The following is a 26,541-nucleotide window of genomic DNA, read 5'->3' on the forward strand; positions in this document are numbered from 1 at the left end:
TTTCCCGGGTGTAACCAATTATTGCTATCTGATTATTAAAACCCAGGAAAAGTATCTATGTCAAATGCTGTGAAATATGGCTACGCGAGCTTCACAAATTACACACGGTTTAAGCCTCGTTAAGTGCGCGTACCAAAGCCTGCAAATTATCCTTCATAATCGAGAGGTAATCACGATTGTTCTGCTCATCCTCAGCCGTCAGCCCTTCAAGTGGATTCAGCACATCGGTCTTGGCCCCCACCTCATCGGCAATCGTCTGTGCGATCTTCGGATCTACCAGCGTCTCGAAGAAGATCGTCTTCACCTGATGCTCTCGCGCAAAGCTTACAACCTCTGCCATCTGACCCGGGGAAGGCTCTTGCTCCGGAGACAGACCAGAGATCGGCACCTGCACCAATCCGTACTGTTGAGCCAGATAAGCGAACGCAGCATGCTGGGTCACAAATTCCTTCCGCTTGGCCTGCTGGAGCTGGGCGCTAAACTCTTTATCGAGCTCCTGCAGCTTGGCTACATAGGCAGCCGCATTCTTCTCATAGTCTGCTTGATGAGCCGGGTCCTTGCTGATCAGTCCATCGCGGATGGCCTCTACCTGCTTTTGAGCCAGCGCTGGACTCAACCATACATGCGGATCAAGGGCGTAATCATGATGATGGCCTTCTGCCCCGTGCTCATGATCGTGGCCGTGCTCTTCTGCACCTTCAGATGCATGATCATGGGCTTCAGTCGCTGCTGCTTCAGCTCCGTGATCATGCCCATGCTCTGCCGCATCATGTGAAGTCTCTGCCTCGTGATCATGGTCATGAGTATGCTCTGCTGTAGACTCCGCACTGTGCTCATGATCGTGCGCGTCACTTCCCTCGCCCTCATGATCATGCTCTTCTCCTTCTGTACCTTCCATCAATTGCAGTCCATGGCTCGCCTCCACGACAACACGCTTATCGTTCGCTGTGCTCTCCAGTGCCTGCTCAGCCCAGCCTTCCACAATACCGTTATATACGAAGACATCAGCCTCCTGAATCTTCGCCATCTCCTTGGCACTTGGCTCCCAATCATGCGGCTCCGTACCGCTCGGAACGAGCATCGTTACGTCAGCGTGCTCTCCAGCTACCTGCCTTGTAAATTCATACATCGGGTAGAAGGTCGTGACGACCTTAATTGCAGCAGTATCATTTCCTGCATTTCCGGCTTCTGGTGTGTCACCACTCGTCGTACCGGCGGTATTAGAACCGCAGCCTGTCAGAATTAATGCTGCACCCGCAGCGGTAATAAATGATTTTTTCAACCATGAGTTCATAATTCGATCTCCTTTGCGTTATATATAGACTTTCTTCACCAGCAACTTGACCAGATAAAATATAGTGTAGAGCCGCTGTCCTTTAACGGTTACGCTTCTCAGGCCATTCAACCTGAAATGATTCGGGGAGCGTGGTCGCTCTGAGCATTAACGCGCTGATCATTAACGCTCTGCCGTTTCACGAACCTCCTGTGTACGAGCAGATACGTATGCCCGGATTGGCCCGGCTTCTGGTACCGACTTACTAGTGAGACTCTTGCTGAGCATCCGAATCAGCTTCTTGACCGAAATGCCCGTAATCAGAAAGAGCAGCAGCACGAAAGCAATCGTACCTCCTGGTGGTGTACTGAACTCATAGGATGCCGTCAGTCCAGTGAAGACACCTGTCAGCCCAATGATCATGGCAATGACTAATGCTGACTGAAAGCCTGGGGCAATACGGATCGCAAGGGCCGCAGGTAGGACAATCAGCGCAGACACCAGCAATACACCAACAATTGGCATGGCTGCGGCCACAATCATCCCGGTAAGCACACTGAAGCTATAAGAGATAAGATTTACAGGCAGCCCACTAGTTCTAGCGGTCTCCTCATCGAAGGTGATCAGATAGAGCGGTCTGCGGAACACAAAGAAGTACAGCCCTCCAACGACAGCGACGAACAACATCAGGAACAGCTCCGTGCTGTTAACGGCTACGACCGAGCCGAATAGATAGGAGGAGAAGCTTTTACTAATCTTCTGATCCAGACTCATGATAATGACAGCCGATGATAGTCCACCTACCATAATGATGGCGATGGATATCTCACTGTAGGCTTTATAGAATTTCCGTACAAATTCGACTATGAACGCCCCTAGCACCGCGATTAGAAATCCACTGATGGTAGGATTCATTTGCAAATACGCTCCACCAGCAATCCCTGCTAGCGATACATGCGAGAGCATATCCGCCATAAGCGCCTGACGCCGCAGCATCAGATACACACCAAGCACTGAGGCTACTAGTGCAATGAGCCCACCGGCGTAAAATGCCCTCTGCATGAAGTCGTAGTGCAGCATTTCCATCCTCCATCCTCCTTTCGCTCCAGCTCGATTAGCCGATCAATATATGGCTCTACCTCAGACAGTCCATGAGTCACCATCACCACAGTCCGTCCGTGCTCCTTGACCTGATGATCAAGCAGCTCATAAAAGCCTTCTCGACTCGCCTGATCCATGCCTGTTGTCGGCTCATCCAGCACAAGTAGATCCGGCTCCTGAGCCAGCGCCCGTGCAATGCAAATCCGCTGCTTCTGTCCCCCGGACAGCTCGCCAATTTTACGTTGACGCAGCTCCCACATGCCTACTTGTCGCAATGCAGCTTCAGTCAGTTGCTCATCTCTGAGCTGAAGTCGCCGCAGCCACGAGCCCGTCGCATGCCGGCCTGAGCGTACGAATTCAAATACCGAGCTGGGGAAGCCGCTGTTGAATGCGGCAATCTGCTGTGGGACATAACCAATAACCAGCTTCTGTCCTTCCTTATTCTTCGTGGTCAGATATACATTGCCGCTCCATGGCTTCAACAGACCAAGCATCAGCTTCAGCAGCGTAGACTTTGAGGCTCCGTTCGGCCCGGTGACAGCAACCATCTCACCACTATGTATCTCTAGCGTAGCCTGCTCCAGTGACGGCACATCATCATAGCCAAAGACTACATTTTCCAAAGAAGCTATTACCATGATACGTCCCTCCTGTCTCTATACGATTTGTCCTGCGTTACGCATTGAAGACTCCTCGTATCTCGCATCCAATCTATTAATTATGTAATTATTACGATTAAACAAACTCAAAAAAATAAATGCCTTCCCAATAATGGCAAAGTGCATTTCTAAAAACGTAATTATTACTAATAGAGCATATCAGCTTTTAACTTTCAGGTCAACACTCATAGAAAAAGAGCGGCCACGATCCGCTCCTCCTCTATTCGTACCCTATTCACATCTCACATGTTTAAATGCCGTTATCTCGTTGCTAGCTGCAGTTGTGTACACAGCTGGAGCCTAAATTGCCTAGTTCTTTGCTTTGGAGAAATATCGACTCTGGACATATCAGAGCTATGAACTAATGTCAGGATTGAACCGGTGCTTGCTGACATTCCTCACATACCCCGTATACCTCGAACCGATGGTTCACAATCTTGAAGGAGCCTGGCAGCTTGAGTGCTTGCTCCATCGGACAGTAATCGAAAGTAAGGGTCTTCTCACAGTTCACACAAATCAGATGGTGATGGTGATGCTCCGTGCAGCTGGCCCGGAATTTCAGACCGCCGTCCATAAAATAAAACTGCTCCAATGCGCCCATCTCGCTGAGCAGTCGCAAATTACGATATACCGTATCAAAGCTTACATTAGGATAAGGAACCGTCATCTGTTCATATACGTCCTTGGGCGACAGGTAGCCTTCCGCCTTCACGAAGATATCTGCAAGCTTGCGGCGCTGCTCTGTAATCCGCCACCCATGCTGGACCATGACATCAATGATATCCTCCACCGTCGGCTTATGACTATGATGTCCACCCTGTGTGGATTGATGGTTGGCCTTTGTCATGATGATCGTCCTTTCTTTACCCGAAATTCACAACCGGAGCTATGCCGTATCTGTCACGGGAAGCCCTGAAATCCAGACTTTGACCGGAACGCCCGGGATAAGTGACAAAATTGATGCTACTATTATTTTAACAGTAAAATCGACTTTTCGCCATCTATCCCCTTCTTTCAGCTCGTCTCCGATGCGATAAACTTTTCAATGTCGACATATTTACAAAATTTGGTATACATGCTATCTTTACTATGAAAGCGCCACCATGAGCTGAAGATGCATAATTATTTTTCATATTTTACATGGAAAGGGACGATGTAAATGAAAAATGTGCTCACGAAGGCAAGCTTGATGATGCTGGCATTAACGATGTTGATTGGATTACTTACAGCCCCCGCTCATGCGGACGCCCCACTGTTCACTATCGAGAGTGAAAATGCTGAACTTACCCCTGATCTTCAAGTCGTTACTCAAATTTACGGACAACCCAAGCCAGGCTATACAGGTAACGGATTTGTCTGGATGCAGAATTCCGGCACAATAACCTTCAAAGTCACGGTCCCTGAAACCGGCATGTATTCGATCTCCACCCGTTATATGCAGGAGCTTAGTGCTGATGGAAGACTTCAATATCTAACGGTTAATGGCGTTACCAAAGGCTCGTATATGCTGCCCTACACAACTTCGTGGTCAAACTATGATTTTGGCTTTCACAAGCTGAATCAAGGAAGCAACACCATCCAACTGAAGGCGGGCTGGGGCTTCGCCTATTTTGACAGCTTCACTGTGGATTACGCCGAGCTGGACCCCCTGATTGTGCAGCCTGTCCTCACTGATCCCCAGGCCACACCAGAAACTCAGCTGCTGATGAATTACCTAACAGAAGTATATGGCAAGCATATTATCTCGGGTCAGCAGGAGATTTATGGAGGCGGAAATGACGGTGATTCGGAGCTGGAGTTCGAGTGGATCTACAATTTGACCGGCAAGTACCCCGCTATCCGCGGCTTCGATCTGATGAACTACAATCCATTGTATGGCTGGGAGGATGGCACAACGGATCGGATGATTGATTGGGTGAATAATCGCGGGGGCATCGCGACGGCCTCCTGGCATATCAATGTGCCGCGGGATTTCAATGCTTATGAGCTCGGAGAGTTTGTCGATTGGAAGGAAGCCACCTACAAGCCAACCGAGACCAATTTTAATACAGCCAATGCCGTAATTCCCGGAACAAAGGAATATGAATATGTGATGATGACCATTGAGGATCTGGCAGAGCAGCTGCAAATTCTGCAGGATAACGATGTGCCAGTGATTTTCCGTCCATATCATGAGGCTGAGGGTAACGGCGGTTTGAACGGAGAGGGCGCATGGTTCTGGTGGGCTTCGGCAGGCGCAGACGTCTACAAGCAGCTATGGGATCTAATTTATACGGAGCTTACCGAGACGTACGACCTGCACAATCTGATCTGGACCTACAACAGCTACGTATATAGCACTTCTCCGGCATGGTATCCTGGCGACGATCAAGTGGACCTTGTCGGCTACGATAAGTACAATACGATCTACAACCGCTATGATGGATTATCTGGCGTGCCTAACGAGGATGCCATTACCTCGATCTTCTACCAGCTTGTTGATCTGACGGATGGCAAGAAATTGGTAGCCATGACGGAGAACGATACCGTTCCAAGTGTACAGAACCTGATAGAGGAGAAATCAGGCTGGCTCTACTTCTGTCCTTGGTATGGCGAGCATCTCATGAGTACAGCCTTCAATTATCCTGAGACCCTGACAACGCTGTATCAAAGCGATTATGTCATCACCTTGGATGAACTACCTGACTTGAAGGTTGACAATCCAACCCCAAGCGCCACCATTTCACCTACAAACGTCGAATTCGACAAAAATGCACCACAACCAAGCGATCAAGCGATCACTGTGAATTTCAACGATCACACGTTAACCGCTCTTCGGGTAGGCAACCAATCGTTGATCGCAGCTAAGGATTATATTTTGAACGGAAGCACTCTCCTGCTAACCAAAGAATTTCTGTCCGGGCTGCCAGCGGGCGAGCACTCGATCGTCTTTGATTTTAATCAAGGGCAGGACCCTGTGTTAAAGGTGAAAATCGTCGATTCTACACCGGGTGCCTCCATTTCACCTGTGAATGCAACATTCGATAAAGCAGCCAATCCGGGAGAGGATATATCCGTAGCCCTGACCTTGAACAGACAACAGCTGACAAGCCTAACGAGTGGATCTGTTACTCTTCAAGCGGGCGAGGATTACACCGCATCGGACACTACAGTCACTTTGCACACATCCTATCTTTCTACACTTCCCTTGGGCCAGCATGAGATAACCTTTCATTTTAATGGGGGAAATAGCGCTGTGCTTACAGTAACTGTTGTAGATACCACGATTACTGTACCAGAAGGCGACCTGACCATCCAGGCCTTCAACGGCAACACAAGTGCCTCCACCAATGGAATTGCGCCCAAATTCAAGGTGGTCAACACCGGCGATTCGGCGATTCAACTAAGTGATGTCACGCTTCGATATTACTATACGATTGACGGAGAACAAGAGCAGAGCTTCTGGTGCGACTGGGCCAGTATCGGTAGCGAGCATGTAACCAGTAAATTCGTTAAACTGGAGAATCCGGCTGACGGCGCCGATTACTATCTGGAGCTTGGCTTCACAAGTTCGGCTGGAACACTCGCTCCTGGCGAGAGCGCAGACATTCAAGCACGCTTCTCCAAGAACAACTGGTCCAACTACAACCAGGCCAATGATTACTCGTTCAAAGCATCCAGCAGTCAGTTCGCAGACAACGAACAGGTTACCGGGTATATGAACAATCAGTTGGTCTGGGGCATTGAGCCATAACATAAGGAGACCGCAAAAAAGGGTTGAGGCAGGGAATACTTCCTGCTCCAACCCTTTTTACATATTTACGTTTATAGTCTTATAGGATTGTAGGCTTATGGGTTTATGGTCTTATGGTCATTTTACGATCTGAAAAATATAAGAAAAAGGTGCTACCGTCTATTCACATCCAGTAAACTAACTTGAGATCGCTAGCTACGGCTTCTTAACGCCCAGCACAAGCACGTCTCCCTCAAAATCATGCATGCCCAGTACGGTCTTCTGATCCTGCAACGTTACAGCGGGCTTGGCAAAGCGTCTATTCTCCAGATCAATCATTGTTAGCTCGTAGCCCGACAGATCCGCATTCAATGTAACGACAGTGTTGATAGGGATATATACAGCTACTCGATCCACAGCAGGTGTCGCTGCCGCACGAATTTCTTGCGTGTTGTTAAGGACGACCTCCCAAGGCTGTACATCTACCAGCTGATAGGTCTCGAATACCCACTTGGCAAATCCATAGTCCCACGCCCCCTCGAACTTCAACGCTTGGCTCCATTCATAAGGACTATCGAAGCCCTCTCCCGTCACACCGAAGCGCTTGCCTTTCTTATGCCAGCTCCATATGCCATGTGCTCCGTACGTAATACCTGCGCCCGCGCCTGACAACAGACTTTGCCATGCAACCTTGCGTACATCTGCCCGCTTGAAGCGACCATAGACTCTACGGCTGTACCCCATTTGCTCATAGCATGGCTCTGAGTTCAGAACAGGTCGTGTATGCGGCTTTTGGTTGAATTCCATGGCCAACTCATAGGCCTTATGCTGAAATTCAATGTTGTGACCCGACTGGTACATATAAAAATCCAGATTGGGATCTGTAGCAAAGGTGTCTGGTATGTCTCCCAATCTGCCCTGGATGTGAAGTGTAGTCAAGCAATGCGGGCTTCTCTCCTTCACAAGCCGTAGTGCCGTCTCATAATAAGCATTGGCTCGCTCTGATGGGAAATCCGTGTCCCCACTGACGATATATATGGGGTGAAAACGTGAGAACTTGTCCGTTACATACTCTACGTAAGGCGCAACCGCATCCAGTGGCATTTTCTTCTCCTCACGTAATCGTGCAGCCCAGGTATCTGGTATATAATTACACCACAGCAGAACCAGCGCAGGTACGAATCCTTTATCGACAGCCATCTGCACCATCTGTTCGGCACGTTCAAAATAGCCTGTATTCAATGTGTAAAAATCAAAGCTACCATCCTCCAGCACAGGAAATGGCTTGTAATCCAGATCCGTACCACTCGCATCCCATTGCTGAAGCATATTCATCTGCAGGACGTTGAAGCCTTGACTCCAGCGATAATCCAGATATACGGCCCATTCCTCTAGCGAAATATTTGTAAAGGCACTCCACAGTGTATCCGCTAAGTAAAAGAAAGGCTGACCGCTCGACAGAAAATACCTTCGGTTGTCTGAAATGGTGAGCTGGTGCAACGTGATGCCCCCTTTCTGAACCTCAACCACACAATAGGTCAGGTTCACTTCGTTAAACGGGTGAAACTGTATTCCATTTCATTCATGCAGATTCCCATCTTCTTATGATATCTCCTGGATGTATCTGAATGAAAGTCTTCATTGTGTTCTGGGTTCTCGATCTGTTTTTCATGATTCATGATATAGACTCCCGATTCATTCCGAAATTCCGAGCACCGCATCAGGCATTGCTTAATGCTGCATTCGTCGCACCAGTCTGCGCTTCTGCTGATTTCTCTTTTTCAGCCGCCAGTTCCTTACCTAGCATTTGTTTATCCAGCATTTTGAAGAACGGATAGTAGATGAGCATGCACAATGGAATGAGCAGCAGTTGAATGACACCCAGCATCCAGCTTCCCTGTAGAACACCCACCACGAATACCGGAGTTCCAAAGACCGGAACAATACCGATTGCCTGTGGTAAAATGTTAGTTGCCATCAGAACATAACCAATGACTGCACAGATAATCGGTGACGCAATAAATGGAATCGCCAGAATAGGATTCATCACGATGGGAATACCGAACAGGATCGGCTCATGGATACCGAAAAATGAACCCGGAAAGCCCAGCTTACCAATCGTTCTAAGCTGCTTGCTCTTGGCGCGGAAAGCGAGCAGAAATGCCAGACCGATCATCGGGGCATAGTTGGCAAAAATGAACCAGAAAGCTTTTCCGATAATGTTGGGCAGAGGCTCCCCTGCTTCAAAAGCACTCAAGTTAGCCAGATCTAGACTCAGCCAGATCGGGTTCATAATAGCCAGAATAACAATAGCACCATGAATACCGAACATCCACAATCCCTGCATGACTAGCAGCACCAGAATCATGGCTGGCAATGTTCCGCCTAATCCCTGTAACGGAAGCTGTAGATAGGAATAGATCAAGCTGTGAACGGTTTCAAATGAGGTCTGCTTGAAGATACCAGCAATGATCATGAACAGAACGCTGATCAGAATGGCTGGAATCAGCCCTGAGAAGGTCTTTACCACCGTCGGTGGAACACCTTCAGGCATTTTAATAGTCCAGTTTTTGTCCAGAATCCAGATGTAGAGCCTTGACGCAATAATGGCTACAAACATCGCTACGAACAATCCTTGTGCTCCCAGCCATTGCAGCGGAAGAGCTCTTACAGAATCAAAGGACTGTACCGGTGTAAGAATTAAAAATGAGGCTAATGCCGTCGCTGCCGGGAGCAACGGGTCCTTATCAAAGTCCTGAGCCAGTCGATAAGCAATGAAGAAGACCGCATACAAGGATATGAGTCCCAGCGTCATCGTAGACGGAATCCCCAGTATGCTCTTCACAGGGGCAATCAGATTCTGATAAGGCTCCCACGCCAAGGAAGTAAATAAGGTAGAAAAGGCACCTATAATCAAAAAGGGCAGCGTGGACATGAGACCGTTCGAGATCGCGCTAATATATCGGTTGCGTTGAATACTCCCCGCGATTCTCTGTAGCTTGTGTGTAATTTGTGTTGTGTTTGACATTTCGTTCAACTCCTGATTAAGACTTATGTCAAATTATGAATTCAAGGGATATCCTCACTACTGGACATCTCCATTTTTCTACTGCCTTTGCATATCCTCCAACAGATTCAATGCAGCCTCCGGGCTTATCCCTCCAGCAGATTCAAGGCATCTACCAGCACCTTTTCCCCATTCATCATGCCGTAATCGACCGTATTAATCACTTGTACCTTAATACCTTTAGGCTCGTATTTCGTCTTGAAATCCTGCTCCAGGTAGCCAACCTGAGGTCCGATTAGCAGCACATCCGTCTTGTCAGCATATTCCTTGAAGGTGCTCTCGGAGGTGGCTCTAATCTCAGCGGCGATCCCTTTCTCCGTGGCGGCTTTCACCATTTTCTGAACCAGCATACTTGTAGACATTCCCGCAGCACACACTAATGTAATTTGTTTCATGATCATATTCCTCCTCTGAATGGTTAGGATTGTGTATTGGTGTTCAATGTTGATGCTTCGTAGCGTTCCAGCCTGTTGTACAAATCCACAATATGTCCCGCCAGATCCTTGGTCGTAATAGCCGACATCAGATGATCCTGAGCATGCACCATCAAGAGTGTGACCTCATGGGCAGTCCCTCCTGCTTCCTGCTGAATCAGCTTGGTCTGTGATTTATGCGCCTTGACCAGCTCGCTCTTGCATTCCTCCAACAGTCCGAGTGCCAAGTCCCCATCCCCTCTCTGAGCAAGTTGGATGGCCTCCATTGCTTTACTCTTCGCAACACCTGCATTCGTGATCATTCCCATAATAATTTCCTGGTACTCTTCCATGTCCATTCACCTCTGCGTAAATACTATATCTATTGGTTATAGGCTTAGTGTAAAGCATAGCTTTCAGCAACTACACCCATTCATTTTCCTCTACTAGCGGAAATGCTTTCATTGTTGTCGTACCAGCATTGTAATCGCATTCAACAATAAGCTCTGAAGTCGCACACCAATCCGTATGGCGCAGATGATGCTGTGCAGAGCCGCTTGTCCTTCTCCTTGCCTATCAGTGAAGCTTGTGTCTCACAAAAATCTGGGCAAATTCGTCATAGGTCTGGCAATTCAATAACTGTTGGATCATGCGTGAGTCATCCGTCAGGCGGATAAGCTGCTCATACATTCTCGCCGGGGGCTCACTTCCTCCTTGCTGAATGCTGAGCAGACATATGAACTGGACAGGCTTCCCGCCCCAATCCATAGGCTGCTTCAACGTACAGATCGCCCATACCGTCTGCGTGCTTTGCGGGATAATCGGGTGCGGGATGGCAACAAGGTTACCGTAAGCCGTTGACGCAGCATGTTCTCGTTCCAGTACCAGACCTGTAAAGCCCGTCGAGGAACGGATCAGGCCCCTCTCAACCATTTTCTGCCCCAAAAAAGCAATAATCTCATCTCGCTGCGTAAAATCCTTCTGCAAAAATACCAATTCCTTCATCAGGTATGGAAGGTCAGGCTCGGCATCTCCTGCAAGCGCTTGCTCAATCTTCGCCAAATCACCGCCTCCCAATAACGTCTGCACCACAATGACCGGGACGGACAATACATCGGGAATAGGAATGGTGCTGATCACAAAATCAATCCCATCCAAGGATATGTTTTTGAGCTTATAGTATTCTGTAGTACCGACGATCTCTAGCCTGGACCCAAATTGGCTCCGCAGCTTGTAAAACAGCAGACGAGCGCTGCCAACACCCGAGGTACACACGATTAGACATTTTTGGCAGCGTGCAGCATCCATTCGCTGACGTTCTATAGCCGCACCGATATGTAAGGCCAGGTACCCCATCTCTGCCTCAGGAATGACCAGATTCAATTTGCTTTCAATCAATTTAGCCGAGATGACTCCGGCCTGAAAGGCCAAGGGATAGTTGCTTTTAACATGCTCAAGCATTGGATTGCGAATCTTCATGCCGTATCTCACCCGATTGAGTGCCGGTTTCAAATGAAGACAAATCCCCATGAGCAGCTCAGGGTCTCCGCTGATCTTTAGCTGCAGATCCTTGTCGATCTCGCTCAATAGCTCCTGAGCCAGTTCATATATGCTGCGATCCAGTAGCTTCTCAGGACCTAACTCCTCCAACTGCTGCTCCGATATGCCAGCGAACCACTTGGTTCCTGCCAAATGCATCGCTATATAGGCAATCTCATCCTCTGGAAAGCTCAGCTTCATCTCCGCCTCGATCAAGGCAATAATCTGTTCCGCTGCTGCGAATTCCTCGGTATGTCGGAAATCCTTGATCTCTTCGGTCAAGATACCGACCCTGTTCCCATGACGAATTCGTTGGCAGGCAATTGCAATATGGATGGCTAGATTGTTAAAGGCCACGTCAGACATGACGATTCCATCAAGCTGAATCTGATTCAATATAATGCTTCGAATCAACGTCATCTCACGGGGAGCTACCATCATGGAGCTCTGATTCTCTCCTCTGGAGCTCTCATCATGATTACGGTTGACGATAAATTCCGACAGACAAAAGCGCAGGTGAACCTCACTGCCTGTAAGCTTAATGCCATAGTTTGGACGTTTACCTATCTCTATTTTGTAATCATGCAGCACACGCTTGACCTCTTTCAGATCATTTTGCAGGGTTGATTTGCTAATGAACAGTTCATCTGCCAACTCCTCAAGCTTGAGGTAATCATCCGCAAGCAGCAGACGCTGGATCAGATACCGCTGCCTGTACTCTGGAGAATTGGAATTATCCGGCTCGTTATTCATGAACAACTGCTGGAGAAGGGTACGGAAGCTGTGATCATTGGTAATCTCCAGAGCATAACCTCTCGATCTTACCGATCGGATCGAAGCACCATATTTGACGAGAAATTCATCCAACTCTCTAATATCGCTGCGAATTGTGCGAGACGTAACCTGTATCAATTTGGCCAGATGCTCGCTTCTGACCGGGGCATCCGCTGCCAACAAATGCTGCAGGATCGAGATCATACGGGTATTCATATGCTACGGCCTCCTGTTGTTGATGTATACTGTCTTGCTGTGTCACCCCAAGGTAAGCCGTTCAATGCTTATATGACACTGGAGCAGCACAGGATTTGCGTTCGACGAAATGCGTATCCACAGTAATCTTGGCAGTAACCCGCCTACCGTGCTCAATAAATTCGCTAAACAGATCAACAGCCAATGCCGCCATTCTTTCCTTCTCGACATGGATCGTCGTAAGCTCGGGGCTCACAATCAAGGATTCGTTAATATTATCAAAGCCTATCACTGACGTGTCTTCAGGCACACGTATCCCCAGCTCTCCGAGTGTCTTCATCGCACTGATCGCTATATAATCACATTCGCAGAACCAGGCTGTGGGTAGCGTATAACCTTTGTCCAGATAAGCTGTCAATTGCTGCTTGAGGGCATCCTGTGAAGTAAGTATGGTGGGTGCTACGGCCAAGATTCGCTCTTCCAGGATGTCTATTCCACGTTCCTGCAGAGCAAGCATGAATCCACGCCGACGTTCATTGAAGTTATGGATTCGCACATTTGAGGCGATATACCCAATTGAGGTATGGCCAATATTACACAAGTATGCCCCGGCCTGATAGGCACCCATAACATTATTGATCTCAATAAACTGAACAGGCAACGTCTCGAAGCATGTATCCAGCACAATCAGATTCGGGAGCTTCTCATGGATATCATGAATTTGCGCACGTGTCAGATTCGTGCCGAGCACAATGACTCCATCACTTCGTTTCTCCTCTCTTATGACCCGCGTATCTCGCTCGAAGAATTCCACATCTATGGTCGAGAACATCAGAGAATATCCATTCTGGCGGCAACGCTCCTCTACATAATGAATAAGCTCCTTGAAAAAAGGCTGCTGATAATATTGCTCCAGCACAATTCCCGAATTCGTGCAGACCAGAAACATTAGTGAGCGCTCCACCTTCAATGCCGCGGCCCCAGTCGTTCTACTTCTCGGAACGTATCCAACCTCTTCAGCAACCTGGAGAATGCGCGCTCGTGTGTCAGATCCGATCCCCGGCTTGCCACTGAAGGCCAGAGATACCGCGGATTTAGATACATTCGCCAGTCTGGCAACGTCCTCCATCTTCATCTCTTATACTCTCCAATCCAAGCATTACGGAACTCTACTGCGTGTATGGAATCCGCAACGTATTCTGCTGACTATAAATAAGAAATTTATCTATAGAGAAATCACCGCTAGATGTTCTATAGCAGGCTAGATATTCTACCGCAGATTAGTTTAGTTGTAAGGTTTAGTATAAACAACACCCTATAGTTTAGTCAAACAAATGATATTTTAGCTATAAACAATGCTAAAATATAAATTGACAACGTTTTTTTACGATGTTAAGATGACCTCGTAATTAATAAAAATATTCAAGTTTAGTTTTGTTTAGTTAGTGAAGTCGTTATTTGCATCTTTTGTTTACATCATTTACTGCGTTATTTGACTCATTCATTCATTCAATCATTCATCTATTCAACGTAAGGAGACCTTGTATGAAAAAACTAAAGCTAGGTTATGCGCCCACTAGACGTTTTACGTTTAGTGCAGAAGATGCCTTCCGCTACAAAGTGGAAATTCGCAAGCAAATTGAGAGCTTTGGGATGGACATCGACATCGTGGATTTAGAGGGACTGAACGAAGAAGGTCTGCTCTATGATGATCACATCAACGCGGATCTCATTGCCAAGCGCTTTAAGGAAGAAGAGGTTGACGCTGTATTTTTCCCGCATTGCAACTTCGGAACAGAAGATACTGTCGCTCGGGTAGCCAAGGCACTGGGCAAGCCAACTCTACTCTGGGGACCACGCGATGAAGCTCCCCTGGCAGATGGCATGCGCCTGCGGGATACGCAATGCGGTATATTTGCGACAGGTAAGGTACTGCGTCGCTTTAACGTACCTTTTACCTATGTGACTAATAGCTGGGTGCATGATCCGGTGTTTGAACGTGGCTTTACAAATTTCGTGGCTGCAGCCAATGTAGTTCGCCAATTCAAGAGTCTGCGCATTTTGCAGATCGGGCCTCGTCCAGCTTCCTTCTGGACGATGATCTGTAATGAAGGCGAGCTGCTGGAGCGCTTCGGCATTGAGATCCACCCAATCACCCTCGTGGATATCCAGCTAAGAAGCAAGAAGATTGCTGCAAGCAATAGCAGTGAGCTGCTAGAGACCATAGATTTTATCAAAGAGAAGCTGGACTACAGTGAGGTGACCGAGGATGATGTGCGGCGTATTGCTGCCCTGAAGGTAGCGATGAAATCCTTTGCCCGCGAGACAGGCAGCAGCGCCATTGCTATTCAATGCTGGTCGTCCCTTCAGGATGCACTATCCATCATGCCTTGCCTTGCCAATGCCATTCTGACGGATGAGCAGATTCCAGTGACCTGCGAGACAGACATTCACGGAGCGATCACCTCCATCATGATGCAAGCAGCCACGATGAACGAGGCTCCTACCTTTTTCGCCGATATCACCGTCCGTCATCCCGAGAACGAGAATGGTGAGCTATTATTCCATTGCGGCAATTTCCCGGTATCGCTGTCCGTAGAGAACAAGCCCAAGCTGCGCAAGCACTTTCTGTTCGATGACCATGCTCCAGGCACGCATGAGGGTGAGATCAAGGGAGGCAACATGACGATTGCCCGTTTTGACGGGGATCATGGTGAATATTCGATGTTTTTGGGACGTGCACGCGGGATTGAAGGTCCATACACCCGTGGCTCATATGTATGGGTTGAAGTCAATGATTGGCCACTGTGGGAGGAGAAGCTTGTTAAAGGACCGTATGTGCATCATTCTGTAGGCGTCCATGCCAACGTCATTCCTGCCATCTATGAAGCCTGCAATTATATTCCCGGCCTTACACCTGACCCCGTTGACCCTACCGAGCAGGAGATTCAACGCTGGCTCAGGGGCTCTGATCTGACTGCCAAGCAGCCAAGCAAGCTATCATTGTGATGCGATAACAACCCCTAACAGAATTCATTAACTTCAAGGAGGATTCTATGAATATCCGAGAACTGAAAGTAAAAGCTGCCCAGATTCGGATGGACCTGCTGACCATTATTCATCGTGCCAAAACAGGACATACGGGGGGCTCGCTAAGCAATACTGATATTCTGACAGCCCTTTATTACGACATTATGAATATTGATCCTAGTAACCCCCACTGGGAGGAACGCGACCGTTTCATTGCCAGCAAGGGCCATTCTGTTGAATCGCTGTGGTGTATTCTTGCTGACCTTTGCTTCTTCCCCAAAGAAGAGCTGACAACGTATAGCCAGTTCGGCACTCGCCTCATTGGACACCCGAACAATAAGGTGCCTGGGATTGAGATGAATACTGGTGCGCTGGGGCACGGACTTCCCATCTCGGTGGGCATGGCGCTCGCAGCCAAGCGGGATGGACGTTCTTACCGCGTGTTCTGTCTCATGGGCGATGGCGAGCAGGCTGAGGGCTCGAATTGGGAAGCTGCCATGGCGGGCGCTCACTACAAGCTGGATAATTTGATCGGAATCATTGATCGCAATCGCCTGCAGATCAGTGGCTCCACTGAGGACGTCATGGGGCTTGAGCCATTAGAGGACAAATGGACCGCCTTTGGCTGGAACGTCGTATCCATTGACGGCAATGACATGGAAGCACTCCTTCAAGCCTTCCGTGCCATTCCGGAGACAGTCGGCAAGCCTACGCTGGTCATGGCTAATACCGTGAAGGGCAAGGGTGTCTCCTTTGCTGAGAATGTACCTGCATGGCATCACCATGTGCCTGATGACGAGCAGCTAGAGCGTGCACTGACAGAACTGAAGGCAAGCATTGCAGAGCTCACAGAGGAAGGACAGGTGAAATAAGCATGAATACAATCCCCAATCGTCAAGTGATCTGCGATACATTGATGGAACTCGCTCAAGAGGATCGTGATATTGTCGTGCTGGCGAGTGACTCGCGCGGTTCAGCTGCTATGGCCCCATTCGCGAATGCATATCCAGAGCAGTTCGTAGAGGTTGGCATCGCGGAGCAAAACATCGTCGGCATGTCTGCCGGTCTAGCCCATAGCGGTAAGAAGCCCTTCGTAACCTCCCCTGCTTGCTTTCTCAGCATGCGTAGCATCGAGCAAATCAAGGTGGATGTTGCATATTCTGGTACGAACGTGAAGCTGATCGGAATCAGCGGCGGAGTCAGCTATGGTGCTCTAGGAATGTCCCATCATTCTGTTCAGGATCTTGCGGTAGCACGTGCCATCCCGGGTCTTGCTGTTGTTATTCCGGCGGACCGTCATGAGACGAAAAAAATGACTGAGGCACTCGTACAGCATAATGGCGGTGTATACGTCCGAATTGGACGTAATCCCGTAGAGGATGTCTACGCTTCGGACGATTATCCGTTCGAGATCGGTAAGGCAGTTACGATGAAAGATGGTTCGGACGTGACGATTATCGGCGTTGGCGAGACGGTTCGGGTAGCTTTGGATGCTGCTGAGGAGCTGGCTAAAGAAGGTGTCTCCTGCCGCGTAATCAACATGCATACCATCAAACCGCTGGATGAGCAAGCCATTATCGCCGCAGCGAAGGAGACGGGTCATATCATTACCGTGGAGGAGCACAGCATTTTTGGTGGACTTGGAGCTGCTGTAGCCGAGGTTGTCGTCCAACATCACCCTGTTCCCATGAAAGTGCTCGGCATTCCGGATGAGCCTGCCATTGCCGGGAAAACGGCCGAGGTTTTCCAGCACTATGGCATTAGCAGCGAGAATCTCAAACAAGTTGCACTCCAACTGACTAACAAGTAAAGGGCAGACGATCTATGGAACTTCATTCTAAGTATATACTGGCGATTGACCAGAGTACGTCTGGAACCAAAACCCTGCTTGTAGATCAACAGGGTACCGTAATAGCCAAGTGCTCCATCGAGCATAAGCAGCATTACCCCCAACCAGGCTGGGTAGAGCATGACCCCATCGAGATCTATAATCATGTCAGACACACGGTGGCCGAGGTCCTCACATCGGCTGGAATATCAGCAGAAGCCCTCGCAGCAGTCACGATTACGAATCAACGCGAGACTGCACTCATCTGGGACAAAGTAACAGGCTTACCCATATATAATGCTATTGTGTGGCAGTGTCAGCGAACCATTGACACCTGCTCTCTCTTGAAGAAGGCTGGACACGAGCCCGCGGTTCGCGCCAAGACGGGCCTCATGCTTGATCCGTATTTCTCTGCAGCCAAGTTCAAGTGGATTCTTAGTCATGTCGAGGGTGCAGCCGATCTTTTGGCAGAAGGTAGACTGTTAGCCGGTACCATGGACAGCTGGCTGATCTGGAAGCTAACCCAGGGGGCCGTTCATGCTACGGATTATTCCAATGCAAGCCGAACCTCATTGTTCAATATCCATACGTTGACATGGGATGAGGAGCTCTCCTCCCTGTTCGGTGTACCACTCTCCCTGCTGCCGGAGGTCAAAGCCTCCGACGAGGTCTACGGATATACAGCAGAAGGCGAGTTATTCAATCATGCGGTTCCTATATCAGGGGTCATTGGCGATTCACAAGGCGCCCTGTTCGGACATCAATGTCTGGAGAGCGGAACAGGCAAGGCAACCTATGGCACTGGCACCTCGGTCCTCATGAATGTCGGGCTGCAGCCAGTGAACGGCGGTGAAGGCATAGTTACGACCATTGCCTGGGGAGCTGGTGGAAAGGTTACGTATGCCTTGGAAGCCGTCATTCGTACGACGGGGGACAGCATCAAATGGATTCGTGACAATATGGGATTGTTCTCTTCTTTCGAAGAAATGCAGCAGCTCATCGACAACGTCGCGGATAATGAAGGCGTGTATATGGTGCCGGCGTTTGTTGGCATGGGGGCACCTTATTGGGACCCTTACGCCAGAGCCGCCATTGTCGGTATGAATCGCGGCACGAAGAAGGGCCACATTGTGAGAGCCGCTCTGGAGAGCATTGCTTATCAGGTAAAGGATGCGGTAGATTTCATTCAGCAGCAATCCGGTATTGTACTGCGGCATCTTCGGACGGACGGCGGCGCCTCCTCCAACAACTGGCTAATGCAATTCCAGACTGATATGCTGGGAGCAACAGTCAATCGCTCTACCTGTGCAGAATTATCTGCCATGGGCTCTGTGTATCTTGGTGGATTAGGTACGGGGTACTGGAATGCTATATCAGACTTACCCCAGCAGAGCGTTGAGTACCAATCCTATGAACCGTCCATGAGCATCAGTGAGCGCGACCGCCATTATTCGGGCTGGCAGCGTGCTGTCCGTTCTGTTCTTGGCAGTGACAAGAGTGAGGACCGTGCCACTACGGCATCCTCATAGGCTGTTCACTGTGAATTGAGCATATGAAAGATCAATCTAACTAGTACCTTGACCAGATCAAATGTGAGTGTAGAGCCGCTGCAAGCGGGGAGCCCTGTCGACCTCTGTTAAGCTTGCTGTTCTTTTGAACGAAATGGAAAAGCCTGAAATTAGATTCGGTCAAGCTACTAGTATACTGTATATGCAATTTAAACAAGGCGAAGAAAAGGATAGACGGCTACAGCCGTGTGCCTTCTCTTCGCCTATGGATGCTCCAGCCTTTTTCGATACTTAGCCTTTTTTTACTTGTCAGCGTTGACTCTGAATTATGATTCATCCGGCTCTGTGCCATCATAAAGATACCGCTCCAGACTGACCTTTCGTTCTCCCATCAGCTCGATGCCTTCACTCTCCAAGAGCAGGCGCTGCAGGGACAGCGCTTCATCCTCCTGCAAGCCCAGCTCCCCCTTGCTATTGATGACCCGGTGCCAAGGCAGGCCGTATTTGCTGCTCATGGAATGTAGAATGCGCACGACCTGTCTTGCTGCTCGTGGGCTTCCTGCCATACGTGCAATCTGACCGTATGTCATGACCTTGCCTTCGGGAATCCGCCCAATGATTCGAATAACATCCTCGGTAAATTTCGTCATCATCGTTACCTCTCTTACTTCTATGTCTTCGTTGTTACCTCTCTTACTTCTTCGTGATCACTGTTACCTCTCCTACTTCTATTCTTCTTTCTGCTTCCAGCTTTCTTCAATTTCATTCTTTCTACTTTGATCGCCACTATATTTTCTATACCTAGTTACTCTGTTGTATTTTTATGTATCAAGTACCCGGACAGGGACACATGCATACAATGTGAGAGCCCAATCAATAAGAGGAGTGATCATATGTCTTTCCTTCCCCCTTCAGGCCCTCCGGGATCATCCATGCTGCCCCAAGGTACGCAGGCACCTACCTCGGCGCCGCCATCCTTCACACCACCAAGACCGCTTACCAGCCTGTATGCGGTAGATCCGGGCGGGATTGCTGGCTGCCTGTTCAAATTCACGTTTGTCTGGCTTGAGAATGGCCAACGCTTTTGGTTCTACCCGGTATTTGTAGGTCCTTCCTCCATTGCCGGATTCAGATGGACGGGACGCAACTGGTTCTACTTCGGCATTGATCTGCGGCGGGTCGAAGCGTTCAGCTGTTATTGATTTCGTTACCGTTCGAGTACGACAAGCCGCCTTGATTCATGGTCTCACCCTGATCAAATCGGACCTCACAAGAGAGCAAAGCAAGGAACCGGTGACAGGCTATGCCGCTGCACCAGTTCTCTTGTTTATGCTCATTTTATCATATGGACATGCTTCATGAAAAAGCTAAATACTAGTCACGCCCAGCTTCTAATGGCTCTTCTGCTTGTTCCTTGGAGTAGAGTGCAAGCTCGGCATAGCTCTCCATCCCTGTGTGGATCTCTGTAACGATATAAGTACGACGCGTCAGATGTGACATCAGCTTATCACCCGGGCTCACCGAATACTCCTCACGATAGTCTCCCATTTTATGAAATCCACACGACATGCGCAAGTATAGCAAGCCCTTCCGGGTATAGCCATTTACTGTCATTGGTACCCCTCCTGTACTCCCCTGATGTCATAGTCCCATTGCATGAGTTCTTGCCGTGATCTGTTAGACTACCTCAAAAACGGGTTTAGTATGAAATACCTATATTATCGGTTGAATGGCGAAATTCGTTAATTGAAATGCATAAGTAACAAAAAAGTTACATTTTATTTACAACTCACCCATCAATCCACTAAGGTAGCCCACTTCCCGATCATGGTATCGTAATCCTTAGCAAGTGCTAAATCCCATCAATGGAAAAAGGATGTGTTATCATGAAGAAAATGGCTATAGCATCTACGCTAGCTCTTTCAATGATTTTTACGGGAGCCTCCATGTCCATTGCAGGACAAGCCTCCGCTCAGGAAATCTATGCCACCAATGGTCACAAAATTGTAAACACCGCCAAGGCGTACCAGGGCAAAGTAAAGTACAAATTCGGTGTACGAGATGCAGGTCGTCTCATTTTTGACTGCTCTTCATTCACCCAATTCGTATTCAAGCAAAATGGCATTAATATCCCTTGGGGCTCCAAAGCCCAGACGAGATTCGGTACACCAGTAGCGAGCAAGGCCCATCTGGCTGTAGGAGATCTGGTCATGTTCAGCGTGAGCAAGCCGGGTCAAATTAATCATGTTGGCATATACATAGGGAACGGTCAGTTCATCGGCAATTCTCCTGGCAAGGGCGTTGTGGTCTCCAGCATTCACACGGGCTATTGGGGCAGCCGCTACATTACAGCACGCCACTACTAAGCCTACTTTATGCCCCCCTGCCATAACGTTATATCCACATCCAGGACAAGACCCGGGAAGGTGCACGACAGTGCCCTTCGGGTCTTGTCTTTACTCATTCATCGTGAATCGCTCTGCACAGTGCTCTATCCATCGGCAAAACGAGCGATTATGGCCCAGGAAGAAGGAAGACAGATCATACCTTCCCCGGCCTGGTTCATAAGTGACAAGCAGACGTCGTCCCATCATCCCCATGGCCAGCTGCACGAACCTCTCCGCTCTGTCATCAGCATACAATGTCACATAGGCATACAAGGAATGCTCCTCCGGCTCATCCAAGGGACTTACACCTGCACACGAAAATTCTGTACGCACCCTCTTCTCTCGCAGCAGAGATAGGCTCTTATATAGCTCCGCGTCCACCTCCACTCCTTCAAGGAGCATGGTCTGCTTAGGGTGGAGTACAATCTTCGGTCGTTCCAGCCACAGTGCGAGCTCCTGTCCTCGCCTGCTCCATAGCGCTCCTGACTGCTTACTAATTAATATTTCATCATCCGATCGTTCCTGAAGCATAAGCGGCTTCCTTCCTTAGTTATGGTAACAGCCCTTAACTTTCATTTCCGTGGCATTAGTATTCAATAAATTATCTTTAGATTCGATGTCCCCATGTATCCATACCTCTATCATACCGCAGATCGTTCCCTGAACCAAACACCTGTCATGCGTCCAATGATCTCCATGATCTACAACTAACGAAAACATAAAGTTTAAATAGTTAATGATATAAGACTTGCAAAATAAACATATATGGAGTAATTTAAACTTATATAAACATAATTTTAAACAAAATGAACTACAAAGGAGAATTCACATGGAAAACCGTTATGCTTCTCATCCACATGAGGTCTCATCCTTCAAAACTACTCGCCTGCGCGATGAATTCCTGATTGATTCGCTGTTCAGCCCTGATGAGCTGACGCTTGTATACTCTCACGTTGACCGTTATATTATTGGCTCAGCTGTTCCTGTCAAAGGCTCCATTGAGTTGAAAGCGGATTCGAAGGTCATTGGCGCGGATACCTTCCTGGAGCGTCGAGAGCTTGGGGTCATCAATATCGGCGGTAGCGGCACCATCCAGGTTGACGGTACAACCTATGAGCTGGGGCACCGTGAATGCCTGTACGTTGGGCTCGGCGCGAAGGATGTGCTGTTCGCAAGCAATGATCCTGCACAACCAGCCAAATTCTATCTGAACTCTACCCCTGCCCATCATGCATACCCTACAGCCAAGACAGGCCCAGATGACGCATTTAATGTTCATTTAGGTTCGATTGAGAATTCTAACGACCGTACAATCTACCGTTTCATCCACGAGAAAGGCATTCAAAGCTGTCAGCTCGTCATGGGACTGACGGTGCTTGAGCCAGGGAATATGTGGAACACGATGCCTGCCCATACCCACAATCGTCGCTCTGAGGTGTATCTGTACTTCAACCTGCCTGAAGACAGCGTTGTGTTCCATCTGATGGGAGAGCCTGAGGAGACACGCCACGTTGTAGTTCGCAACGAGCAGGCCATTATCTCTCCAAGCTGGTCCATTCATAGTGGTGTTGGTACCAGCAACTATGCCTTTATCTGGGGGATGGCTGGTGAGAATCAAGTATTCGAGGATATGGATGGCGTAGAAATGAAGCGTCTGAAGTAATTCGTCACCCACATTTGATATAGAGCATACTCATGTACCGCTCAATCGCACAGAAATGGATGTATGTCGTATGAACCCTTTGCTTCGATATGAGAAGATCATGGAAGCCCTGTTAACCGATAAGGAAATCACCGTAAATGAACTAAGCCAGCGGCTTAAGGTGACAGGCAAGACGATACGCGAGGATTTAAAGCGACTGGAAGAACAAGGTCTGGTCGTACGTGTCCACGGCGGAGCCATGCTGGCGAATCGTGAGCAATTTGGAATCCTCCCGGAGAAAGAGACCCGTGTCAAGAATGCCGATGAGAAGCAGCACATTGCCGAGCTCGCGTCCCAGCTCATTGAACCGAATGACATTATTGCACTCGACGGTGGCAGTACGACACTAGCGATCGCTCGTCTTCTGGGGTCGTCTCCTGTCACGGTGATCACCAACGATGTTCATATTATCAGTGAGCTGGCCACCAAAGACTTGATTCGTCTGGTTATTCCTGGCGGCTATCGTGTACGCAATATGCTGACGGGTCCTGAGGGTGTCAATTATGTTCAGCATTTAAATATTCAAAAGGCGTTCGTATCCAGCACCGGCGTTCACTGGGAGCATGGACTATCCGTCTACACAGGGGATTTCATTGACTTCAAGAAGGCGCTCGTGGATACTGCACAGCAGGTCTACGCCGTAGCCGATCATCACAAATTCGGACAGACCGCCCTGCGCACCTTCGCACAGCTGAGTCAACTGAATGCCGTATTGTCAGACCGATTACCCACTGGAGATATGCTGAAGGCTTTCCAAGCCACTGGAATAAGTATGATTTGCACAACTGAAGGAGTGTCCGATCTATGAAACCATTGTTTAGTCTTGAAGGAAAAACAGCCCTTGTCACCGGAAGCTCGGGAGGACTGGGAGAAGGGATTGCCATAGCTATGGCGGAGGCTGGCGCAGATGTCGTTATGGTGTCACGCTCCGGTAGCGAGGAGGCTGCACAGGCTATTACTGCTTTGGGCCGTAAAGCATTGTCCATCTCTGCCGACCTGGGCCAGATCGATCAGATCGAGGCTGTATTCCAGGAAGCGCTGACCCTGACCGGGCGTATTGACATTCTGATCAACAATGCTGGCACTATCCGCCGCGCCCCTGCTGCAGAGCACAGTATGCAGGATTGGAACGCTGTCATCGACCTGAACCTGAATTCTGTATTCCTCCTGTCGCAGCTTGCAGGTCAGCATATGATTGCTAGAGGTAGTGGCAAAATCATCAACATTGCCTCCATGCTGTCCTTCCAGGGAGGTATTAACGTACCAGGGTATACAGCAAGCAAGCACGGAGTAGCTGGATTGACCAAAGCCTTCGCAAATGAATGGGCAGGCAAAGGCATTCAGATTAATGCAATTGCTCCTGGCTATATGGAGACTAACAATACCGCTCCGATTCTCGATGATCCGGACCGGACTCGTTCGATTACAGAGCGAATCCCTGCTGGACGTTGGGGTACTCCTGAAGACCTGAAGGGACCAGCTATTTTCCTGGCCTCTGCTGCCTCCGACTACATGAATGGTCACGTTCTTTGTGTAGATGGCGGATGGCTGGCTAGATAATACACGAATAGACCAATACACTACTGATGTATAGTAATGTGACAGGAAGCCCCAGGTTCGTTATCGAATCCGGGGCTTCCTTCTATAATTGCGTCGAAGATTAATGCACGGACTCCCAGCGGTGGCGGAATTGCTCAAGTCGCGGGTGAACCTGCTGAGGCTCATGGGTGAGAATTAGACGAATTCGGGTAATCCAGCCTTCAAAAGACGAATACGAAGCGAATTGCTCTGCCGTCTCAGGAGCCATGTACACAAAATAAGGTGCTGGATACGTCTCTGCCAGATACTTCAAGGCAGTATCCACTGGTGTATACTTCTTTCTTTTACCATCCCAATTCTGGATAATCGCCTCTAGATGACCATACTCCTGCTTCCACTCGTCCAATCTCTTCGCACGCTTATGAAAAGGGCTAACCGGCTGCTTGGACATGCGTCTAGCCGTTTCCTCATGAAGAGGATAAAGCACGACGGTCGCAAAGCTACGCTGCTCAGCCGTATGCATGAACTGCTCCAGCTCCGAATCCGTAATCTGTTCGAACGTGTCATAATAAATTAAAGTTCCCTTCTCCTGTTCAACGGGCGGCTCATAGCCGAATGGAACCTTTATATTGCCTCGGGCCACGCTTGTCCCCTCCTTAACAGTAATTCACATGAATAGTGTGTTCTTTATTGAAATTGTAATACTTAGAATCACTTCCTGACAGCCTGAGGGGGGCATGAGTTACGCTCGACAACCTCCGTGTTAATCAGAACCCCACTATTGTGGTCTTCCTGGTCATTGATCTTTCGCAGCAGGATATCCATCGCCGTCTTGGCCATTACATCTTTCTTCACATGAATAGTCGTGAGCTCAGGGCTTATCACCTTGGCTTCCAGAATATTGTCAAAGCCCATGACAGCCACTTCTTCGGGAACCTTTACAGCAAGCTCCTGAAATGTCTTAATCGCACTGATCGCCATGTAATCATTCTCGCAAAAAACGACTGCGGGCAGTTGCTTCACATGGCCTATCTCTGTTTTGAAAGCATCCTGTGACACAACCAACATGGGCTCCATCGCAAAATTCCCTTCAAGCTCCATGCCTGCCTCTTTAAGCGCAGCCATAAAGCCTTCTTTTCGCTTCACAAAATTCAGAATACGCACATCGGATTCGACGTAAGCAATACTCTTGTATCCCAGTGACAGCAGGTGTCTGCCCGCCTGATAACCTCCAAGATAATTATTAATCGCTACAAAGCTGGCATCCAAATGCTCAAACCATGTATCCAATATCACGATATGTGGATGAACAGCTAAGACGTCCTCTAGGAGTGATGCCGTTAAATTCGTGCCCAGCATTAAAATCCCTGCGGAAGGCTGCTCCTGTTCCAGCGTCTGGATCTCCTCATGCAGCTTCTGAATCGGTATGGAGGAGATAATCAGCGTATGTCCCTGCTCTCTTGCATAAGCCGTCAGATGATGAATCAACTCATTAAAGAACGGCTGAGATTCATACCGATCCGTAATGATGTCCGTATTTTTGCAGGCTACAAAACGAATGATGGAATTGTTTTTAGTTGACGTTTTGTTCGTTTTGAAAGTCCGCGGGGTATACCCGTGGGCCTGTGAGATCTCCAAAATATGCTGGCGTGTCGCTTCACTCACACCAGCTTTATTATTGAGAGCAAGGGAGACAGCCGCCTTGGATACCCCCGCCAGTCTCGCAATATCATCTATTTTCATGCATACCACTCCTGAATAGTATTAGTGCTTTCTAAATTATAACATTATCATACACAAAATTTCATAAAATT

Annotated in this window: 25 protein-coding genes; 10 read left to right on the top strand and 15 right to left on the bottom strand. The window is 48.7% G+C overall.

Features of this window, described 5'->3' with window-relative positions:
- Positions 1-109: 109 nt before the first annotated feature.
- From D328_RS0101425 to D328_RS0101440, 4 genes are all read right to left on the bottom strand, one after another.
- Positions 110-1,294 carry a metal ABC transporter substrate-binding protein gene (locus tag D328_RS0101425; protein ID WP_018883156.1) on the bottom strand — a complete coding sequence of 395 codons (1,185 nt, stop codon included), beginning with the start codon at positions 1,292-1,294 and terminating at the stop codon, positions 110-112.
- 162 nt (positions 1,295-1,456) lie between these two features.
- Positions 1,457-2,359, bottom strand: a complete 903-nt coding sequence (locus tag D328_RS0101430) for a metal ABC transporter permease (protein WP_018883157.1) — start codon at positions 2,357-2,359, stop codon at positions 1,457-1,459.
- The gene (locus D328_RS0101435) at positions 2,296-3,012 is read right to left on the bottom strand and encodes a metal ABC transporter ATP-binding protein (protein ID WP_018883158.1); all 717 of its coding nucleotides are present in this window, start codon (positions 3,010-3,012) and stop codon (positions 2,296-2,298) included. Before D328_RS0101435 ends, D328_RS0101430 begins: the two co-directional genes overlap by 64 nt.
- 388 nt (positions 3,013-3,400) lie before the next feature.
- A complete protein-coding gene (locus D328_RS0101440; protein WP_018883159.1) occupies positions 3,401-3,880 on the bottom strand; it encodes a Fur family transcriptional regulator in 480 nt (159 codons plus the stop codon).
- 312 nt (positions 3,881-4,192) lie between these two features.
- Between D328_RS0101440 and D328_RS0101445 the strand changes: the two genes are divergently transcribed.
- Positions 4,193-6,766 (top strand): glycosyl hydrolase, encoded by a 2,574-nt coding sequence (locus D328_RS0101445; protein ID WP_018883160.1) that lies wholly within the window; start codon positions 4,193-4,195, stop codon positions 6,764-6,766.
- Positions 6,767-6,961: 195 nt separating this feature from the next.
- Here the strand turns inward: D328_RS0101445 and D328_RS0101450 are convergent, their stop codons facing one another.
- The 6 genes from D328_RS0101450 to D328_RS0101480 all read right to left on the bottom strand — a co-directional run bounded on the left by D328_RS0101450 (position 6,962) and on the right by D328_RS0101480 (position 13,868).
- Positions 6,962-8,245 (bottom strand): apiosidase-like domain-containing protein, encoded by a 1,284-nt coding sequence (locus D328_RS0101450; protein ID WP_018883161.1) that lies wholly within the window; start codon positions 8,243-8,245, stop codon positions 6,962-6,964.
- Between the two features lie 220 nt (positions 8,246-8,465).
- Positions 8,466-9,773, bottom strand: coding sequence for a PTS sugar transporter subunit IIC (locus D328_RS0101460; protein WP_018883163.1), 1,308 nt, complete (start codon positions 9,771-9,773; stop codon positions 8,466-8,468).
- A gap of 125 nt (positions 9,774-9,898) precedes the next feature.
- Positions 9,899-10,207, bottom strand: coding sequence for a PTS sugar transporter subunit IIB (locus D328_RS0101465; protein WP_018883164.1), 309 nt, complete (start codon positions 10,205-10,207; stop codon positions 9,899-9,901).
- Positions 10,208-10,230: 23 nt separating this feature from the next.
- Positions 10,231-10,578 (bottom strand): PTS lactose/cellobiose transporter subunit IIA, encoded by a 348-nt coding sequence (locus tag D328_RS0101470; RefSeq protein WP_018883165.1) that lies wholly within the window; start codon positions 10,576-10,578, stop codon positions 10,231-10,233.
- A gap of 223 nt (positions 10,579-10,801) precedes the next feature.
- The gene (locus D328_RS0101475; protein ID WP_018883166.1) at positions 10,802-12,754 is read right to left on the bottom strand and encodes a BglG family transcription antiterminator; all 1,953 of its coding nucleotides are present in this window, start codon (positions 12,752-12,754) and stop codon (positions 10,802-10,804) included.
- 61 nt (positions 12,755-12,815) lie between these two features.
- Positions 12,816-13,868, bottom strand: a complete 1,053-nt coding sequence (locus D328_RS0101480; RefSeq protein ID WP_018883167.1) for a LacI family DNA-binding transcriptional regulator — start codon at positions 13,866-13,868, stop codon at positions 12,816-12,818.
- A gap of 410 nt (positions 13,869-14,278) precedes the next feature.
- On the opposite strand from D328_RS0101480, the gene D328_RS0101485 reads away from it, so the two are divergent.
- From D328_RS0101485 to glpK, 4 genes are read left to right on the top strand one after another with little or no spacing between them, the layout of a single operon-like run.
- Positions 14,279-15,742: an L-fucose/L-arabinose isomerase family protein gene (locus D328_RS0101485; protein WP_018883168.1), complete on the top strand. Its 1,464-nt coding sequence runs from the start codon at positions 14,279-14,281 to the stop codon at positions 15,740-15,742.
- 47 nt (positions 15,743-15,789) lie between these two features.
- Positions 15,790-16,635, top strand: a complete 846-nt coding sequence (locus tag D328_RS0101490; RefSeq protein WP_018883169.1) for a transketolase — start codon at positions 15,790-15,792, stop codon at positions 16,633-16,635.
- 2 nt (positions 16,636-16,637) lie between these two features.
- Positions 16,638-17,573 carry a transketolase family protein gene (locus D328_RS0101495; protein WP_018883170.1) on the top strand — a complete coding sequence of 312 codons (936 nt, stop codon included), beginning with the start codon at positions 16,638-16,640 and terminating at the stop codon, positions 17,571-17,573.
- A gap of 14 nt (positions 17,574-17,587) precedes the next feature.
- On the top strand, positions 17,588-19,120 hold the full coding sequence (gene glpK, locus D328_RS0101500) for a glycerol kinase GlpK (RefSeq protein WP_018883171.1): 1,533 nt from the start codon (positions 17,588-17,590) through the stop codon (positions 19,118-19,120).
- Positions 19,121-19,425: 305 nt separating this feature from the next.
- Here the strand turns inward: glpK and D328_RS0101505 are convergent, their stop codons facing one another.
- Positions 19,426-19,749 (bottom strand): MGMT family protein, encoded by a 324-nt coding sequence (locus D328_RS0101505; protein WP_026280965.1) that lies wholly within the window; start codon positions 19,747-19,749, stop codon positions 19,426-19,428.
- A 243-nt stretch (positions 19,750-19,992) separates the two neighbouring features.
- Here D328_RS0101505 and D328_RS0101510 point away from each other — a divergent pair, with 243 nt between their 5' ends.
- Positions 19,993-20,301, top strand: coding sequence for a hypothetical protein (locus tag D328_RS0101510; RefSeq protein ID WP_018883173.1), 309 nt, complete (start codon positions 19,993-19,995; stop codon positions 20,299-20,301).
- Between the two features lie 172 nt (positions 20,302-20,473).
- Here D328_RS0101510 and D328_RS28200 read toward each other — a convergent pair whose 3' ends face one another.
- Positions 20,474-20,713, bottom strand: a complete 240-nt coding sequence (locus D328_RS28200; RefSeq protein WP_018883174.1) for a hypothetical protein — start codon at positions 20,711-20,713, stop codon at positions 20,474-20,476.
- A gap of 272 nt (positions 20,714-20,985) precedes the next feature.
- Here D328_RS28200 and D328_RS0101520 point away from each other — a divergent pair, with 272 nt between their 5' ends.
- Positions 20,986-21,465, top strand: a complete 480-nt coding sequence (locus D328_RS0101520; protein ID WP_018883175.1) for a C40 family peptidase — start codon at positions 20,986-20,988, stop codon at positions 21,463-21,465.
- A gap of 90 nt (positions 21,466-21,555) precedes the next feature.
- Here the strand turns inward: D328_RS0101520 and D328_RS0101525 are convergent, their stop codons facing one another.
- Complete coding sequence (locus tag D328_RS0101525) at positions 21,556-22,017, bottom strand: hypothetical protein (RefSeq protein WP_018883176.1); 462 nt, start codon at positions 22,015-22,017, stop codon at positions 21,556-21,558.
- Between the two features lie 298 nt (positions 22,018-22,315).
- On the opposite strand from D328_RS0101525, the gene kduI reads away from it, so the two are divergent.
- The 3 genes from kduI (at position 22,316) to kduD (ending at position 24,748) form a co-directional block, all read left to right on the top strand.
- Complete coding sequence (kduI, locus tag D328_RS0101530) at positions 22,316-23,149, top strand: 5-dehydro-4-deoxy-D-glucuronate isomerase (RefSeq protein WP_018883177.1); 834 nt, start codon at positions 22,316-22,318, stop codon at positions 23,147-23,149.
- 70 nt (positions 23,150-23,219) lie between these two features.
- Positions 23,220-23,996 (top strand): DeoR/GlpR family DNA-binding transcription regulator, encoded by a 777-nt coding sequence (locus tag D328_RS0101535; RefSeq protein ID WP_018883178.1) that lies wholly within the window; start codon positions 23,220-23,222, stop codon positions 23,994-23,996.
- Positions 23,993-24,748 carry a 2-dehydro-3-deoxy-D-gluconate 5-dehydrogenase KduD gene (gene kduD, locus D328_RS0101540; protein ID WP_018883179.1) on the top strand — a complete coding sequence of 252 codons (756 nt, stop codon included), beginning with the start codon at positions 23,993-23,995 and terminating at the stop codon, positions 24,746-24,748. The genes D328_RS0101535 and kduD overlap by 4 nt, the downstream gene beginning before the upstream one ends.
- A gap of 100 nt (positions 24,749-24,848) precedes the next feature.
- On the opposite strand, the gene D328_RS0101545 is transcribed toward kduD, so the two are convergent.
- Positions 24,849-25,370: a hypothetical protein gene (locus D328_RS0101545; protein WP_018883180.1), complete on the bottom strand. Its 522-nt coding sequence runs from the start codon at positions 25,368-25,370 to the stop codon at positions 24,849-24,851.
- 68 nt (positions 25,371-25,438) lie between these two features.
- Entirely contained in the window at positions 25,439-26,470 is a 1,032-nt protein-coding gene (locus D328_RS0101550) for a LacI family DNA-binding transcriptional regulator (RefSeq protein ID WP_018883181.1), read from the bottom strand.
- Positions 26,471-26,541: the final 71 nt, after the last annotated feature.

It is taken from the genome of Paenibacillus massiliensis 2301065 = DSM 16942 (genome assembly GCF_000377505.1).
GTDB lineage: Bacteria > Bacillota > Bacilli > Paenibacillales > Paenibacillaceae > Paenibacillus > Paenibacillus massiliensis.